Below are 16514 nucleotides of genomic sequence, written 5' to 3' on the forward strand. Positions count from 1 at the left end.
TTATTTGCATTTGTTTAGATAATGATTTCAGTCATTAAGCTTAGAAGTTTTTTAAATTTGAAAATTAGCTACTAGTAATTAGAAAAAGAAAGAATATTTTTGTAGCTGTTTATCAGAAAAGAGCGCTTTAATTCTAATAAAATGATAAAATGAAAGTATCAAGAGTTGGAGGAGATGTATGCAAGAAAAGTTTAAAAATTCAAAATTATTATTTTGGACTGTCGAGTTGGTACTGACGATTATTGGGGTATATTTTATTTTACAGATGCCAAATGTCTTTAGTCCAGTGTTAAAAATGTTATCAGCAATTTTATTGCCATTGCTGGTTGCTGGATTTTTCTATTATATGTTTGATCCGGTCGTTGTTTTTTTGGAAAAACGAAAAATCCCAAGGGTTTATGGATACATATTAACGCTAGTTGTTCTAGTCGTACTAGCGGTTTTAGCGATAATGAATGTGATTCCTCAATTGGCAGAACAGACGATCCAGTTGACTAAAAGTTTGCCGATGTATGCGGAAGAGACAAGTAAATGGCTCAATGAATTGGCACAGCGTGAGGAAATCAAAAATTTCAATATTGAAGAACAATTAGCTTCGGCTAATCTTTCGTTGAGTAATTTGTTCAATATTGTATTGGTAAGCTTATCCAGCAGTGTCTCTAAAGTTTTTTCATTTATGATGCAGTTTTTTGTTTTACTGTTTACCGTGCCTTTTATTCTATTATTCATGTTTAAAGACGGACACAAATTTATCGATGCTTTAGCAAAATTCTTTCCACAAGGGATTCGAGGTGAGGTACGTCAAACGGTCAAAGAACTAAATGAGACGTTATCGGCATATATCAGTAGTACGATCGTTGATGCGGTTATCATTGGTATCATGAGTTTTATTGCTATGACCATCTTTAAACAACCATATAGTTTATTGTTAGCTGTATTTTGTGGTATCACCAATATTATTCCATATGTGGGACCGTTTATTGGCGCTGTCCCGGCAGTGATCGTTGGTCTATTTGTTTCGCCATTCCAAGCATTATACATGGCGCTTTCGATCCTTGTTATCCAACAATTAGATGGAAATGTAATCAAACCGTTGTTATTTGGAAAAAACATGAATATGCATCCATTAACGATTATCTTAGTGTTGATCGGTGCTGGCAGTGTCGCAGGGATTCTAGGAATGTTGATTTGTATTCCGGTGTATGCTGTCATTAAAACATTAGTCTTGAATATCAGAAAAATTTACTTATTGCGAAAGTTTGATTCTGGTGTGGAACCAACGATCCAAGAGATAAAAACGAATGGACGTGAAAATTAAAGGTACTATAAAGAAGTAGAAGGTAGCACAACAGTAGTCACTAAGTAATTTTGTACACCATTCACTATTTATTAGAGAGAGCCTGGGACAAAACTTGTCTCAGGCTCTTTTAGTATCTCTAAAACGAATAAACGGTGAGACAAAAGCAGCATCTTCGGAAATAAGCCGAAATTTACCAAAAATTTGAGAAGCAATTTTCGGAAATTCCTTCTTATTTCTTGATGCTAAACACTTTTGTCTCAACCTCCTCTCTTTTTGTTAAAATTCTTATGGGATCCTGGGATTGTTTGAAAATGAGTAATTTTTTCCCATAATAAGTTAAAAAAGACTATAATAAACAAAATCTTTCTTACGCTTTCGTAAAAAGTAAGTAACGGATAACGAAGTTAAAGAAAACGCATACAAAATTGTCTGTTGCAATGGACAAAGTCCAGTGAAACAAAATAAATAATGTGTCTTATGATAAAGATACACAGGGGGGATGAAACATGACTAGTCAGATGAATCGAGAAAATAAGTTGATCCTTTTGTTATCAAAACAAAAAGATTATATGACTTCAGAAGAACTAGCCATTCTATTAGAAACTTCGACCAAAACAATTTACCGTTTGATAAAGAAAATCAATCTTGAATTTCCTAACGGTCACTTGATCCTAGCCGAAAAAGGTCGGGGGTACAAATTAGATTATGGGAAGTTTATCGAACAAACCAATGAACTGAATAAACCCTCTGTAGAGCTATCGCCTGCTGAACGTCAAGATCGAGTAATGGAAGAATTACTGATGGTTTCACCTAAAGCACTTAAAATCACTGAGCTGTTCAGAGATTATTATGTTGGTGATTCTGCTATTGCCAATGATGAAAAGCAGATAGCTAAGAAAATAAAAAAGTTTGATCTTGAACTGATCCGTAAAAATCGCACGCTTGCGATCCAAGGATCAGAAACAAATATTCGGCGAGGGATCGCCGAAGTCATTTGGCGGATGAATATTCTTGATATTGATGAAATCAATCGAACAAAAGAGTTGAATTTTAATCGTTACGATGTGTTGTTTGTATCAGAACAATTGAAATTGATTGAAAAAACATTAGGCGGTGGAATCCCTTATCCTTATAACGTCAATATTTTTTCACATCTTTACATCATGATCAGCCGTTCCAGAAAGACGAATTACCAAATCAAAGAAATCGAGTTATCTACCGAGCAACTTCAATCGTTAGACCATGAAAGTCCAATTTATGAGATGGCGATGATCGTGATCCAAAACGTGGAACGTTATCTCGTTACTCGCTTACCGATGAACGAAGTCTATTATTTGTATCAATATCTAGTATCCTCACGGATGGAAAAAACAACGCAAAAGAAACAGGTTTTTCCAGATAAAGTATCAGAAATTACCTCTTATTACCTGAAAGAGGTGGGCGATAAAATCAATCTGAAGGTGGCGAATGAAGCGATTTTTGTTGATCTAGCCAATCATATCAAACCAATGCTCAATCGGTTAAAAAATCATATCCATGTCAAAAACGGATTGTTAGAACAAATTCAATTGACCTATGAAGAGATTTATAAAAATGTATCAGTCGTTTCTAAAGATGTTAGCAAAAAGTATCAGCTGCCTTTGATCAATCAAGATGAAATCGGTTTTATCACATTATATTTTGCACGGATGTTGGAAACACAGCAACTACCGATTCAAACACTGATCATGTGTACTACAGGGATCGGTACTTCAGAATTATTAAGAGCAAAAATCAATAAGAAGTTTCCTGAACTGGCGGTCGTTGATGTGATTGCCACCAAGAATTACCAATCAGCATTAGAAAAAAATCCCGGAATTGAATTGATTTTAACAACCATTGGAATCAAAGATCCGCTGCCTGCACGTACACTACTTGTTAGCGGCATGTTAACAGCAGATGATCAGTTAAGAATCCAACGAAAGATTGAGGAAATATACAATGAAAGATGATTGGCTCGAATATGTTCCTCCCACAGTATTCCATTCACGAAATGAAGTCTATGAATGGCTAGCACAGCAAGTCGATTCAGAAATGGGAATAAAAAAAGAACAAATCGTACAAGCGTTGTTGGAACGCGAGGAAACTGGAGATATTCAAATTGATGAAGGGGTACTTCTACCTCATATTGAAAACCAATTAGTCAAAGCAACAAAAGTCATTATTTTGCCATTAGAACAAAGAATTGCGAACTGGAACCCAGCCATCCAACAAGTCGAGTTGATTCTTGCGGTATTTCTGGCACCGCAAGAAAAAATCGAAACCAAGCGTCAAATAGCAAACTTCATGCGCCTACTAGCAGATGAACAAGTAATCGAAACTTTAAAAGAAGGAAAAAGACTGGAAACAATCGATGGAAACGAAAGGAGAAATGACAAATGAAAATCATTGGAGTAGCAGCTTGTACCGTGGGGATTGCCCACACCTACATTGCTCAAGAAAAATTAGAAAATGCAGCTAAAAAAGCAGGGCATGAGATACACGTAGAAACCCAAGGAACCATCGGGATCGAGAATGAACTAACGCCTGCACAAATCAAAGAAGCAGATTTGGTGATCTTAGCAGTGGATGTAAAAATCAGTGGTCGAGAACGTTTTGAAGGGAAGCGGATCATCCAAGTACCGACTGAAATTGCGATCAAATCACCAAATAAGTTGATTGAGAAAGCCATGGAAGTCGTAAAACAGTAAAGAATAGGAGTGAAATTTGATGGTAGAAGTAGCAAAAATCATTGATCCAAATAATATTAAGACCAATTTAGTGGGGGAAACGAAAGATGAAGTACTCAAAGAATTGGCAACGGTGTTATTGCAAAATCATTATATTACAGATGTAGATGGCTTCATGGCAGATATCTATGCGCGAGAAGAAGAAGGACAAACTGGGATCGGCAATTATATTGCCATTCCTCATGGGAAAAGTCCTTATGTAGATAGAATTGGTGTAGCAATCGGTGTTACAGAAAATGAAATTCCGTGGGAATCATTAGATGGTAAGGGAGTCAAAGGAATTATTTTATTTGCAGTGGGGGATGATAACGAAGGGGCACAAGAACACTTGAAGTTACTTTCACTATTTGCTAGGAAACTAGGTAATGATGAAGTAATCGAGCAATTGATCCAAGCAAAAGATGCAGATGAAGTGGTCGCAGCATTCAGCTAAAAATCAAAGGAGGATAAAAAGATGAAAATCGTTGGAGTAGCAGCTTGTACCGTGGGGATTGCCCACACCTATATTGCCCAAGAGAAACTAGAGAATGCGGCAAAAAAAGCAGGACATGAGATGCACGTAGAAACTCAAGGAACCATCGGGATCGAAAATGAATTAACGCCCGAACAAATCAAGGAAGCAGATTTGGTGATCTTAGCAGTTGACGTGAAAATCAGTGGTCGAGAACGCTTTGAAGGGAAAAGAATCATCCAAGTACCAACTGAGATTGCGGTGAAATCACCCAATAAATTGATTGAAAAAGCGCAAGAAGTGTTAGCACAGCAAAGTATTTCATAAAAATAAGGAGGAAGACTGATGGAAAAGATAAAGAAGCTGAATCTGAAAGGGCATTTGTTAACTGCCATCTCTTATTTAATTCCCATTGTGTGTGGTGCGGGATTTCTGATTGCGATTGGGATGGCATTTGGTGGAACGAGCCAAGGAACTTTGGTGCAAGGCGAATTTTCATTTTTTGATGCCTTAGCAACGATGGGTGGTGCTGGTTTAGGCTTATTACCAGTCGTGATTGCTACGGGGATTTCTTACTCGATTGCTGGAAAACCTGGTATTGCTCCTGGCTTTATTATTGGTTTAACAGCTAATGCGATCGGTGCAGGGTTTATTGGTGGAATATTAGGTGGTTATCTAGCTGGTTATCTTGTTTTAGCAATTTTAAAATATTTCAAAGTACCAAATTGGGCAAAAGGCTTGATGCCAACATTGATTATTCCTTTTGTTGCTTCATTTATTGGTGGATTAGTGATGGTCTATGTGATTGGAGCTCCAGTCGCAGCATTCACTTCTTTACTAACGAACTTCTTGGATGGATTAGGAAACTCTTCCTTGTTGATCTTTGGGGGAGTGATCGGTTTACTAAGTGGTGTTGACTATGGTGGACCAATCAACAAGACAGTTTTTGCTTTTGTGTTAACGATGCAAGCAGAAGGCGTGAACGGTCCTATTACAGCTTTACAACTTGTGAATACCGCTACACCAATCGGTTTTGGCCTAGCTTATTTCATAGCTAAACTTTTCCGCAAAAACATTTATACAAAGGTTGAAGTGGAAACCTTAAAGTCAGCAGTTCCTATGGGTGTGATCAATATCGTTGAAGGGGTCATCCCGCTAGTGATGAATGATATTGTTCGTGGGGTTGTAGCAACTGCAATCGGGGGCTTTGCTGGTGGTGCGACTACTATGATCTTAGGTGCAGATGCAACGGTTCCTTTTGGAGGCGTTTTAATGATCCCAACGATGTCACGTCCTTGGGCAGGCGTTATCGCCATTTTAGTCAATGTGATCGTGACAGCGGTTGTTTTAGCCATCATTAAGAAAGATGTTGGTGAGGAAGTCACAACAGTCCCAGAAAAAGAAGAGGAAGACATTCGTTTAGATGACATTCAAATCTTTTAAGCGATAAAGCAAATTAGTTAAAAGGTGTCGCTATAGTGTAGATAAATTATAGAATAAAGGAGTTTTTTCAATGAGCAAAGTAGCTTTTTCACCATCCTTAATGACGATGGATTTAGATAAATTCAAAGAACAAATCGAGTTTTTGAATGAACATGTCGATTCTTACCATATCGATATCATGGACGGCCATTACGTTCCGAACATTACATTATCGCCTTGGTTCATCGATGAAGTACGTAAAATCAGTCAGTTACCTATGTCTGCTCATTTAATGGTCAGCGATCAAAGTTTTTGGGTAAATCAACTAATCCAACAAAAATGTGAATGGATTTGTATGCATGCTGAATTACTTGACGGTTTAGCTTTTCGTTTGATTGATCAAATCCATGATGCTGGCTTAAAAGCTGGAGTAGTCTTAAATCCTGAAACACCAATTGAAACGATTTTCCCTTATATCGAATTAGTTGATAAAGTAACGATCATGACAGTTGATCCAGGATTTGCTGGTCAACGATTTATCGAAAGCACATTAGATAAAATCACCGCATTACGACAATTGCGGCAAGAAAAAGGATATCATTATTTGATCGAAATGGATGGTTCGTCTAACCGTCAATCATTTAAGCGAATTGATCAAGCCAATCCAGATATTTATATTATTGGGCGTAGCGGATTATTCGGCTTAGATGAGGATATCAAAACTTCTTGGGAGATCATGAAAAAAGATTTTGAAGAGATGACTGGAAAAACAGTCGAATCAAATAGTATAAATGCGTACAGTCTATAGCTATACAAGAATCAAAAATTACATTTAGGGAATAAATACGCTTTTCTTGCAATACCCGTGTAAGGAATGCTGAGAATATAAACAAAAAATAAACCAAAGAACTTCAAAAATAGGGAAATCTATTTTTTGGATTCTTTGGTTTACTTTGCGTACTTAGGTTTAGGTACCTCTGTCACGATCTCTCAAAAATGATCGATCAATAGAGAAATTCAGTATCGTGTTTCAACGCAAGTTGTAAGTAATCATCTGCTGGTTGTTGATCCGTGACGATGTATTCAAAAGAGGTCCAATCAGAAAATTTATACGCATGTTTTTTATCAAATTTTGTATAGTCGACTAATAACAAACTTTTATCTCCTCTAGACATTACCTTCTTTTTCACTAAGGCTTGAGCAAAATTAGCTTCATAGATCCCTGATAAATCAATTCCTGTCGAACTAAAAATACATAAATCGATTTGAAAAAGGTCTAAGAAAGAATTCCCATAGTCCCCAACAACGCTCTCGGCATCCTTGATTACTTCACCCGCCAGCATAAAAACTTTGGAATCTTCCGTACAAGCTTGAGAAAGCTCATAGGCGATTTTCAAGCCATTGGTTATGACAACGAGATTTGACAGTTTAACTAAATAGGGAAGCAGCTGTTTCACAGTTGAACTTGAGTCAATAAAAAGACTCATTCCTGGTCCAATAAATGTGCTAGCGATCTCCGCAATTTTTTCTTTTTCTTGAACCATGACATTTTCACGATAATTTGTTGAGATGACGTGATTTCTTTCGACTTCTAAAACGACACCACCACGGTAACGACGGATGATCCCATCTTTTTCAAGTGCGACTAATTCACGCCTTAAAGTCGAAGGAGAGCAAAACAACTGTTTTTGCAGTTCTGAGTTATCTAATTTTTTATATTTTTTTAGCAAAGTTAAGATTTGTTCTTTTCGTGACTCAGTCATGGCTATCCCTCCTTAACCACTGGTCTAACATGACTAAAGTGTACCACAAGAAACTTATTTTTGTCCGTATGTTTTAAAACGAATCGCCATATTTGCCATTTCTTCTTCAGACATCAAGGTTGGTTTGCCAACACTTGAAGCTATGATATGGACTTTTGAACAATATTCTAATTCTTCTAAAACGGCAAAGGCTTCAGTCATTGTCTTTCCACCAGTTAAAACGCCATGATTTGCTAATAAAACGGCTTTTCGATCTTTCATGGCTTCACAGGCATTTAGAGATAATTCTTCCGTGCCAAATGAAGCATAGTCTGCACAACGAACATCTTTACCGGCAACAGCAATCATGTAATGTGATGCAGGCAATGGTTGTCTGAGGACCGCTAGCGCAGTGGAATAAATCGTGTGACCATGGATGATATAGTCTAGATCTTCCCGCTTTTCATACATGATCCCGTGCATTCGCCATTCACTGGAAGGGCGACGATGACCTTGAACGATCGTTCCATCTAATCGCATAGTCACGATGTCAGGTAATTCGATTTTATCAAATGGGATTCCAGAAGGCGTGATGAGCATCACTTCATCTTGTCGGATATACGTACTTAAATTTCCGCCTGTTCCTAAGGTATAGCCATCTGCTATTAATTTATTTCCATAATCGATCAATTCTTGTTTTTGTATTGAATACATCATAATCCTTCTTCCATCATCTTATTTATAAAAGGGGCCAAATGATTGGCAAGCATTGAAATCAGCTGCTTCTAAATCTTTTGTTCCGAAACCAGAAAAGGCGTGGGGTCTAAAGATTTTTTCACTAGGTACGTTGTGAAGTGAAACGGGAATGCGAAGCATACTGGCTAATGTCAGTAGTTCTGCGCCTACGTGACCGTGGACACTAGCGCCATGGTTACTTCCCCAGTGGTTCATCATCGTATACACATCTTCAAAGCCTTTTTCACCTAAGTTTGGTGCAAACCAGAGTGTTGGCCATGTTTGATCGGTTCGTTCGTTTAAGATGTCATGGACTTCATCAGGTAATGAACAGGAATAACCCTCTGCTACTTGTAAAGTTGGTCCCACACCCTCAACGATATTCAAACGAATGAGCGTTAAAGGTAATTCTGCTTGTAGATGATATTGGCTGGAGAAGCCACCACCTCTAAAGTATTCATAATTAGCACGACACCATTTTGTTTTTTCCAAGCAGGCTTGGATATCGGTTTTCGTCATATTCCAAAATTCTTTCATCGTTGGATTACCTTCGTGATCGATACTTCCACCACTGCCATCTAAAGCACTCGCACCTGAATTCAGTAGATGGATTAAGCCATGTTGTGCTTTACCCGTTAATTTGTGCCCAGTGATTCTTTCCACTGACTCCGCACTCCAATAGGTTCTGACATCGGAAAAAATCGGTGCTTTATTGGTCAATAAAGAGCCAAATAACATAGCAGCAGCGTTACAGGTATCATTTTCAGTAGCGAATGAGACGGGTTGTTTAGGGCCGTTCCAGTCAAAAGTACTGGTTAAAATAGATTCCATAAAATCGCCATTGGGTAGCCAGTCGGTCCATTGTCGTTGTCCTTGGAACCCTCCAGCAATGGCATTTCTGCCTTTTGCTTCTTCCAGCCAACCCAATTTGGCTAGTTCAGGGTTGCCAAATAAAAGATCACGAACGATTAGTGTTTGTTTGGCAATAAAGTCCCACTGATCTTCTTCAGCGATATAGCGTGATTTTGTAATGACTTCAGGGAATGACTTGCCTGCATTGATATCGATTCCTTCCTGACAATATTGTTTGATCCAAGTTCTAATGGTGTCATATTCTTTCGGATCAAAGATATTTAGTTCGATTCGACGTAAGACTTCAGTCATATCCACATATTCGACTTGCATTCCTAGATATTTTTCAAAAAAGGTTTGATTGATTTGACTACCGGCAATTCCCATCGAAGAAGCACCAATGTTCACATAAGATTTGTTTTTCATTTCCCCAGCCGCCACACTAGCACGTGCAAAGAGTAAGATTTTTTCTTGGACGTCAGCTGGAATCGACTTGTCGTCACTATCTTGGACTTGTTCACCATAGATCTTATAGGCAGGAATTCCTTTTTGAGCATAGCCACTCATAGCGGCAGCTAAGTAAACAGCTCCTGGTCTTTCTGTACCATTAAATCCCCAAATCGCCTTAAAGGTATCTGGTCGTAAATCGATCGTTTCTGTGCCATAGCACCAGCAAGGCGTCACCGTTAAGGTAGCAACCACATCTTGACGGGCAAAATCATCGTCCACAAAGCTGGCATCGGCGTAACCGCCAATCGTTTGTTCTGGTAAAACGCACTGTACTGGGGTGCCGTCCATGTAATAAAGGGATGATTCGATCAATTCTTTTGCTCGACGAGCCATGTCCAGCGTTTGTTGTTCTAATGATTCACGGACGCCTCCTTGTCTGCCATCGATCGTAGGTCTAATGCCGATTTTAGGATAATTCATTGATATTCCTCCTCATAAATTGTTTATAGTTGATGTACGTTTGTTCAAAGGGTGTCGAAACTTCTGGGAAAAAAGAAATTGGTGGATAATTTTCTGTAACGAGCGTAACTAATTCGTCTCTATTTTTGATTGCTTTAATCGCTAAAAATTGGGCCAACGCATTGCCTAAAGCTGAATTTTCTGAATAGCAGACCTCTATCGTCGTTTGCGTTAAATTGGCTGTTAGTTGAGTCAAAAAGTGTGATTTACTCCCACCACCAAATAAATATAGCTTAGTGAAAGGAGCGGAACCTGCTAATTTATCGAACGTTTCAGCGTATTTAAATGCTAGATTTTGATAGATGGCTAAAAACAATTGTTGTGGCTCTTCAATTGATGAAAAATGATGTTGGTTTCCGTATTGCTGCAATTTTTTTACAAATTGACCTTTACTCAAAAATTCAGGATGTTCGTTATCAAAGAAAAAATGAATCGGCTCAGCAGTAAGTAGCATGTCTTGGATCTGTTGGATCGTGATTGACTGGGTTTGATTGCTGAACGCTAAAGCTTCCTCAATGAACCACATTCCTAACATGTTTTTGAGTTTTAATATTTTTCCATCACCGGCTTGTTCATAAGAATAGTTCGTATCTAATGGGTGATTGACCAAAATTCCTCTTTCTGATTTTTCTCCTAGAACAGACCAGGTGCCAGAGGATAAAAAGAAACAAGAGTGATCGTTGGTTGGTAAAGCAAAGATCGCACTAGCAGTATCATGGGACATCACCGAATGAATCGGGAGTTGTTTTCCGGCTAGATTTATCAAACCGATTTTTGTATATGGAAGAACGATCGTTGAAAACAAGGAAGGGGAAATCCCTAATTGTTCAATAAGGTCGGATGCCCATTGATGTTTATCGATATCGAATAATTGACTCGTTGAGGCGATCGAAGATTCTGTTAAGATCGTACCTGTTAATAAAAAATGGATCAGATCAGGCATCATCAAAAGAGTACTTGCTTTATTTAGCTGCTCAGGATAATGTTCTTTCAAGTAGAGTAGTTGGGAACTGGTATTGATCGATGCATTTGGAATCCCTGTACGTTCGTGAAAGTGAGTTGGTAAATCTCCACCATAATGTAAATTAGGTTCTTTCAGCATAGTTTGATAGCAAAGTGGTGGTAGCACTAGCTGTCCTTTTTTATCTATCAAACCAAAATCACAGCCCCATGTATCGATGCCGATACTTTCAATGACATATTCTGTAGTTGCTAAAGTAATGATTTCCTTGATATTCGTCATGATTTTCTCAATATTCCAATGGATTTCATCTTTGTTGGGATCAATCACTTGGTAATCAGTGAAACGATAAACTTTTTCTTCCTTGATTTGACCATTCATTAAGGAAAAAACGATACCTCGCGCACTGGTAGCACCTAAATCAAAGGCTAAGATCGTACTCATAGATTTTTCCTCCTTTTCTAAGTGGATAGCAAATCTGCTTCGGTTATAATCATACAATAGAACGCTTACATATTTTCGCGTGAATCATTTTTTGAATAAATGTCAACAAATTATTCAAGTATGGAAACGTTTTAAATTGCTCGTTATACTTTGGTTAAATCAAATAGAAATGTTAACGGAGGAAAAAAATGAGTGTAAATAGTGAACGAAAATGGTTTTCTGAGAGTCGATATGGTTTATTTATTCATTTCGGATTGTATTCAGTGGCAGGAAGACATGAATGGGTCCAGACTTTAGAAGAAATCAGTGTAGCAGATTACCAAAAATATCTGGATCAATTCGATCCTGATTTATTAGATCCACATGAATGGGCCCAAAAAGCCAAAGAAGCAGGTTTTAAGTATGTCATTATTACAGCAAAACACCATGATGGCTTTTGTTTATGGCATACAAAAGAAACAGAATATCATATAGGAAAAACACCGTATCAAAGAGATTTGTTAGGAGAATTGATTGAAGCATTTCGTGAAGTGGGGATCAAGATTGGTCTTTATTATTCTCTATTAGACTGGCATCATCCAGATTTCTTAGTAGATGGCTATCATCCAATGAGAAATAATCCAACCTATATCGAACAACATCCTGGCAACATGGAAAATTATCGCCAATTTATGGCAAATCAAGTCAGAGAATTATTGACAAGTTATGGTACGATTGACTATCTATGGTTTGATTTTTCTTATAAAAGCAGAGATTGGGGGACTTCGGTCGGTAAAGGGGCGCAAGATTGGGGTAGTGTTGAATTAGAAAAAATGATCCATGAGATTCAACCCAATATTTTGATCAATGACCGGTTAGACTTACATCGTGGTGTACTTACCCCAGAACAATTTGCTAGAAGTAAGGCAATGGACAACGAAGAAGAGGTATGGGAAACCGTTCAAACCTTAAATAATAGTTGGGGTTACGATCGGGACAATCTTAATTTCAAAACGAGTGAAATGGTAGCGAAACAACTAGTGGATACTGTCTCCAAAGGTGGGAATTTCACGATGAATATTGGACCAAACGCACGAGGAGAGTGGGATGACAATAGCGATAGCATTTTAAGTTCTGTTGGTCAATGGCTACGAAAACATGGAAAAGCGATTTACGGTGCGGGGTTATCTAGTTTTACACCACCTCAAGATTGTCGATACACTCAAAAAGGAAATAAATTATATCTTCACATTTTTAGTTGGCCTTATCGAACGATTTTATTACCAGAATTAGGTGGGAAAGTGAAGTTTGCGAAACTGCTCAATGATGGTTCCGAGATTCGGTTTGTCGATACGAAGCATTTAGGAGGAGAAAGAAAAGCGACAACTAATTTATACAAAGAGATTACTGAAGTTCATGTGAAGGAGGCGCTTGACCCGAGCATGTTGATGCTAAACATTCCGATTAAAGAACCAAATGAATTGATCCCAGTGATTGAATTAACACTAAAGGAGGAAGAAAAATGAGTATCGGCATTATTCTTGCAAGCCATGGCGAGTTCGCTTTAGGCGTAAAGCAAACGGGAGACATGATCTTTGGAGAACAAGAACAGGTAGATGTGTGTGTATTGATGCCTGAAAATAGTCCAGAAGAGTTTCGCCACCAAGTGGAACAGGTGTTAGCGAAGTATTCCGTTGATGATGAACTGTTGTGTTTAGTTGATCTATGGAGTGGGACACCTTTTAATCAGCTGAACCAGCTGAAAGAAGAAGGAAGCAGAAAAATCGAAATTGTTTCTGGTTTGAATATTCCGATGCTTCTTCAAGCTTATAGCGAACGCTTTAATCCTAAGGCTTCACTGAATGAAATCGTTCAGAATATTTCGACCGTCGGTGTTCAAGGGATTAAAACGTCCCTTGGAAGCACCGCAGCGGATTTACCATCGAACACAGCAGAGACTGAACCATCAGTTGTGGCTTCCGTTTCCAACAAAATGAGTGAATTGGGGATCAGCCATGTCCGATTGGATGAACGGTTGATCCATGGTCAAGTAGCGACACTTTGGTTAGGGAAAATGGGAACAACAAGAGTTATGATCGTTGATGATGGAGTGGTCAATGATCCAATTGCTAAGGCCTCTTTAAAAGCTGCTGTTCCTGGTGGTATCAAATTGAGTATATTGAAAACGGTTACCGCTGCAAAACGGTTAAAAGAAGGGATTTATCAAGATCAAAAAATCATGTTGCTTACCAAAAAGATTCAAACGATCTTTGATTTGATCGATGCGGGTGTACCAATTGAATCATTTAATTTAGGCAATGCCAGTTCGAGAGAAGGAACCCTTCAAATCAAAAAATCCGTCTTTTTAACCGAAGCAGAAATCGCGAAGATTTTAGAGTTGGAAAAAGCAGGAGTTGTTGTGACGGCACAAATGGTACCAATGGAAGAAGAAAAACGATTTTCACAATTTTACGGAAAGTAGGGGGAACGAATGAATATAGAAATTTGGCAAATCATCGTATTATCACTGTTAGGATTTTATGTCATCATCGAAAATTTAGGGATCAATGTGATTGCTAACCAAGCACTGATCGTAGGTACCATTACAGGTTTAGTAATGGGGGATCTGACCACTGGATTGGCAGTAGGTGCGACATTGCAATTAATGGGGTTGGGGATTCAAGCTTATGGAGGAGCAAGTGTCCCAGATTATATGACCGCTTCGATCGTGGGAACTGTTTTTGCGATTACGAGTGGAAGAGGTGTGGAATTTGGTATCGGATTAGCTGTACCAGTAGCATTGTTGATGATCCAGTTAGATATTTTTGCTCGTTTTTGCAATGTGTTCTTTCAAAAGAGAATCGATAAAAATATTCGTTTAGCTGATACTAAAAAAATAAGAATTTATCACTTGTTGGGAGCAATGAGTTGGGGATTATCACGAGGCGTTCCTATTTTTATCGTCTTTAGTTTTGGTGACCGAGTGATTCAAATTGTTTCAGATGTAATTCCAGAATGGTTGACTGGCGGGTTGGCAGTTGCAGGAGGCATGTTACCAGCAGTCGGTATCGCCATTTTATTAAGATTTTTACCAGTTAAAAATTTCATTACGTACTTGATGATTGGGTTTTTGGCAGTTGCTTACTTAAAGATGCCTATGTTTGGCGTGGCTTTATTAGGATTGGCTTTAGCCATTTTACAATTTAAGAATTTGATCGGAAAGCAAAACAATCTGACACAAGTGGCTCAAGCTGATGCAAATGGAAAAGGAGGATTAAGTGCTGATGAGTACGAAGATTAATCAAAAAGACCTAGATAAAGTAAGTATCAATTGGTTGTATGGTAGCCAATTGTCTTGGAACTATGAGCGAATGATGGGTGGGGGCTATTTGTACTCCATGTTACCGATCATCGAAAAACTCTACGGCGACGATGAAGAAACCAAGATTGCCATGATGAACATGCAAAGTCAATTTTTTAATACCACACCACATATGGGCGGTTTTATTTTGGGAATCGATATCGCTACTGAAGAAGCGGAAGGCAAACAATCAAAAGATACGGTGTCTAGTTTGAAAACTGGATTAATGGGTTCATTTGCTGGTGTGGGGGATACGATTTTTGGGGTATTGTTCCCAACTGTTTTTGGTTCAGTGGCTTCCTATTTAGCTCTACAAGGAAATGCGATCGGAGTTGCTGTTTGGGTATTAGTAAATCTGGCGATTTTAGTCTTTCGATTTTTCTCTGTAAGAATAGGTTATACTCAAGGCGTGAAATTAGTGACTAGTATGTCCGGACATTTGAATGCGTTGACCAATGCTGCTACTTTATTAGGGGTCACGGTGATTGGTGCCATGATTCCATCGGTGATCAATGCCCAAATTACTTGGACCTTTAAAACGGGAGATGTCGAACTTAACCTTCAAGAAACACTAGATCAGATCATGCCGATGATGATTCCAGCCCTTTTAGTGGGTGTCATTTATTGGTTGTTAGGCAAAAAATACTTTAATTCAACAAGAGCGATTTTAGCGATCATGGTGTTATCGATCTTATTAAGAGTATTCGGAATCATGTGATTTTCTAACTAAATGAGGAATAATCATAAAAAGGAGAGAGCCTTATGACACTCGCATTTTTTGAAGAATGTAAAAAATTAACTGAAACATTAGAGAAGTATGAAACAGAAAATATAACGAAAGCAGCCCAAATCGTAGCCGATGGAATTATGAACGGTGGGATTACGCAGGCTTTTGGTAGCGGACATTCCCATGCAGCAGCGCTAGAAATCAGTGGGCGTGCAGGTGGATTGATACCGTCAAAACTGATTTTAGATCCTGCGGGGGGCATGTATGAACAACATGCTGGTGTCGGACGAACACTCATGCACAAAGTGTCCATCCATCCCAATGATGTCTTTTTCCTGATTTCTAATTCTGGAAGAAACCCCATGGCAATTGAAATGGCTGAGGAAATCAAAAAGCGTGGAAATAAATTGATCGTGGTCACGGCATTGGCTGCCTCTAAAGCATCCACTTCACGACATGAAAGTGGAAAGTTATTGTATGAATTTGCGGATGTTGTTTTAGATAACCACTCTGTTTATGGTGATGCGGTATTACCTGTTGATGGATTAGAGACCAAAGTATGCGGGACTTCGACATATGCGGCTACATTGTTACTCCAACAAACGATGTTAGAAGCCATTGAGCGAATGGTTGCTCAAGGTTTTGAACCGCCAGTTTATTTAAGTGCGAATATCGATGGGGGACACGAACGAAATCTAAAAATCGAAGACCAGTATGCAGAGAGAATTTTCCATATTTAGTTTCATGAACATATCAAATGATTGACTGAGAAAAAGCACATAAAAAAGAACGTTTAAGGTAGG

17 protein-coding genes are annotated in these 16514 nt (G+C 38.4%); 13 read left to right on the top strand and 4 right to left on the bottom strand.

Annotated elements, in window-relative coordinates; translation table 11 throughout:
- Positions 1–178: 178 nt before the first annotated feature.
- From IGK21_RS02280 to alsE, 8 genes are all read left to right on the top strand, one after another.
- Entirely contained in the window at positions 179–1318 is a 1140-nt protein-coding gene (locus IGK21_RS02280) for an AI-2E family transporter (RefSeq protein WP_034699501.1), read from the top strand.
- 488 nt (positions 1319–1806) lie between these two features.
- Positions 1807–3291: a BglG family transcription antiterminator gene (locus IGK21_RS02285; RefSeq protein ID WP_010720084.1), complete on the top strand. Its 1485-nt coding sequence runs from the start codon at positions 1807–1809 to the stop codon at positions 3289–3291.
- Entirely contained in the window at positions 3281–3721 is a 441-nt protein-coding gene (locus IGK21_RS02290; RefSeq protein WP_034699503.1) for a PTS sugar transporter subunit IIA, read from the top strand. The genes IGK21_RS02285 and IGK21_RS02290 overlap by 11 nt, the downstream gene beginning before the upstream one ends.
- Positions 3718–4029 carry a PTS fructose transporter subunit IIB gene (locus tag IGK21_RS02295; RefSeq protein ID WP_010720082.1) on the top strand — a complete coding sequence of 104 codons (312 nt, stop codon included), beginning with the start codon at positions 3718–3720 and terminating at the stop codon, positions 4027–4029. Before IGK21_RS02290 ends, IGK21_RS02295 begins: the two co-directional genes overlap by 4 nt.
- Before the next feature lie 19 nt (positions 4030–4048).
- Positions 4049–4501 (top strand): PTS sugar transporter subunit IIA, encoded by a 453-nt coding sequence (locus IGK21_RS02300; protein ID WP_010720081.1) that lies wholly within the window; start codon positions 4049–4051, stop codon positions 4499–4501.
- A gap of 21 nt (positions 4502–4522) precedes the next feature.
- Entirely contained in the window at positions 4523–4846 is a 324-nt protein-coding gene (locus IGK21_RS02305; RefSeq protein ID WP_034699505.1) for a PTS fructose transporter subunit IIB, read from the top strand.
- A gap of 18 nt (positions 4847–4864) precedes the next feature.
- On the top strand, positions 4865–5962 hold the full coding sequence (locus IGK21_RS02310; protein WP_010720079.1) for a PTS fructose transporter subunit IIC: 1098 nt from the start codon (positions 4865–4867) through the stop codon (positions 5960–5962).
- Positions 5963–6032: 70 nt separating this feature from the next.
- Positions 6033–6749, top strand: coding sequence for a D-allulose 6-phosphate 3-epimerase (alsE, locus tag IGK21_RS02315; protein WP_010720078.1), 717 nt, complete (start codon positions 6033–6035; stop codon positions 6747–6749).
- A gap of 196 nt (positions 6750–6945) precedes the next feature.
- On the opposite strand, the gene IGK21_RS02320 is transcribed toward alsE, so the two are convergent.
- The 4 genes from IGK21_RS02320 to IGK21_RS02335 are packed head-to-tail and all read right to left on the bottom strand — an operon-like array spanning position 6946 to position 11644.
- Entirely contained in the window at positions 6946–7704 is a 759-nt protein-coding gene (locus IGK21_RS02320) for a DeoR/GlpR family DNA-binding transcription regulator (RefSeq protein ID WP_010720077.1), read from the bottom strand.
- 54 nt (positions 7705–7758) lie between these two features.
- On the bottom strand, positions 7759–8397 hold the full coding sequence (locus tag IGK21_RS02325) for an L-fuculose-phosphate aldolase (RefSeq protein WP_080704605.1): 639 nt from the start codon (positions 8395–8397) through the stop codon (positions 7759–7761).
- Positions 8398–8418: 21 nt separating this feature from the next.
- Entirely contained in the window at positions 8419–10200 is a 1782-nt protein-coding gene (locus IGK21_RS02330) for an L-fucose isomerase (protein WP_034699509.1), read from the bottom strand.
- Positions 10187–11644, bottom strand: a complete 1458-nt coding sequence (locus tag IGK21_RS02335) for a rhamnulokinase (RefSeq protein WP_080704606.1) — start codon at positions 11642–11644, stop codon at positions 10187–10189. Before IGK21_RS02335 ends, IGK21_RS02330 begins: the two co-directional genes overlap by 14 nt.
- Positions 11645–11832: 188 nt before the next feature.
- Here IGK21_RS02335 and IGK21_RS02340 point away from each other — a divergent pair, with 188 nt between their 5' ends.
- From IGK21_RS02340 to IGK21_RS02360, 5 genes are read left to right on the top strand one after another with little or no spacing between them, the layout of a single operon-like run.
- The gene (locus IGK21_RS02340; protein WP_034699511.1) at positions 11833–13149 is read left to right on the top strand and encodes an alpha-L-fucosidase; all 1317 of its coding nucleotides are present in this window, start codon (positions 11833–11835) and stop codon (positions 13147–13149) included.
- Positions 13146–14105 carry a PTS mannose/fructose/sorbose transporter subunit IIAB gene (locus tag IGK21_RS02345; RefSeq protein ID WP_034699513.1) on the top strand — a complete coding sequence of 320 codons (960 nt, stop codon included), beginning with the start codon at positions 13146–13148 and terminating at the stop codon, positions 14103–14105. Before IGK21_RS02340 ends, IGK21_RS02345 begins: the two co-directional genes overlap by 4 nt.
- 9 nt (positions 14106–14114) lie before the next feature.
- Positions 14115–14924, top strand: coding sequence for a PTS mannose/fructose/sorbose/N-acetylgalactosamine transporter subunit IIC (locus IGK21_RS02350; protein WP_010720071.1), 810 nt, complete (start codon positions 14115–14117; stop codon positions 14922–14924).
- Positions 14908–15702 (top strand): PTS system mannose/fructose/sorbose family transporter subunit IID, encoded by a 795-nt coding sequence (locus IGK21_RS02355; RefSeq protein ID WP_010720070.1) that lies wholly within the window; start codon positions 14908–14910, stop codon positions 15700–15702. Before IGK21_RS02350 ends, IGK21_RS02355 begins: the two co-directional genes overlap by 17 nt.
- 44 nt (positions 15703–15746) lie before the next feature.
- Positions 15747–16451 carry an SIS domain-containing protein gene (locus tag IGK21_RS02360; protein WP_010720069.1) on the top strand — a complete coding sequence of 235 codons (705 nt, stop codon included), beginning with the start codon at positions 15747–15749 and terminating at the stop codon, positions 16449–16451.
- The last annotated feature ends 63 nt before the right edge of the window (positions 16452–16514 follow it).

Source organism: Enterococcus sp. DIV1421a, assembly GCF_051711025.1.
Classification (GTDB): Bacteria; Bacillota; Bacilli; order Lactobacillales; family Enterococcaceae; genus Enterococcus_B; species Enterococcus_B hirae.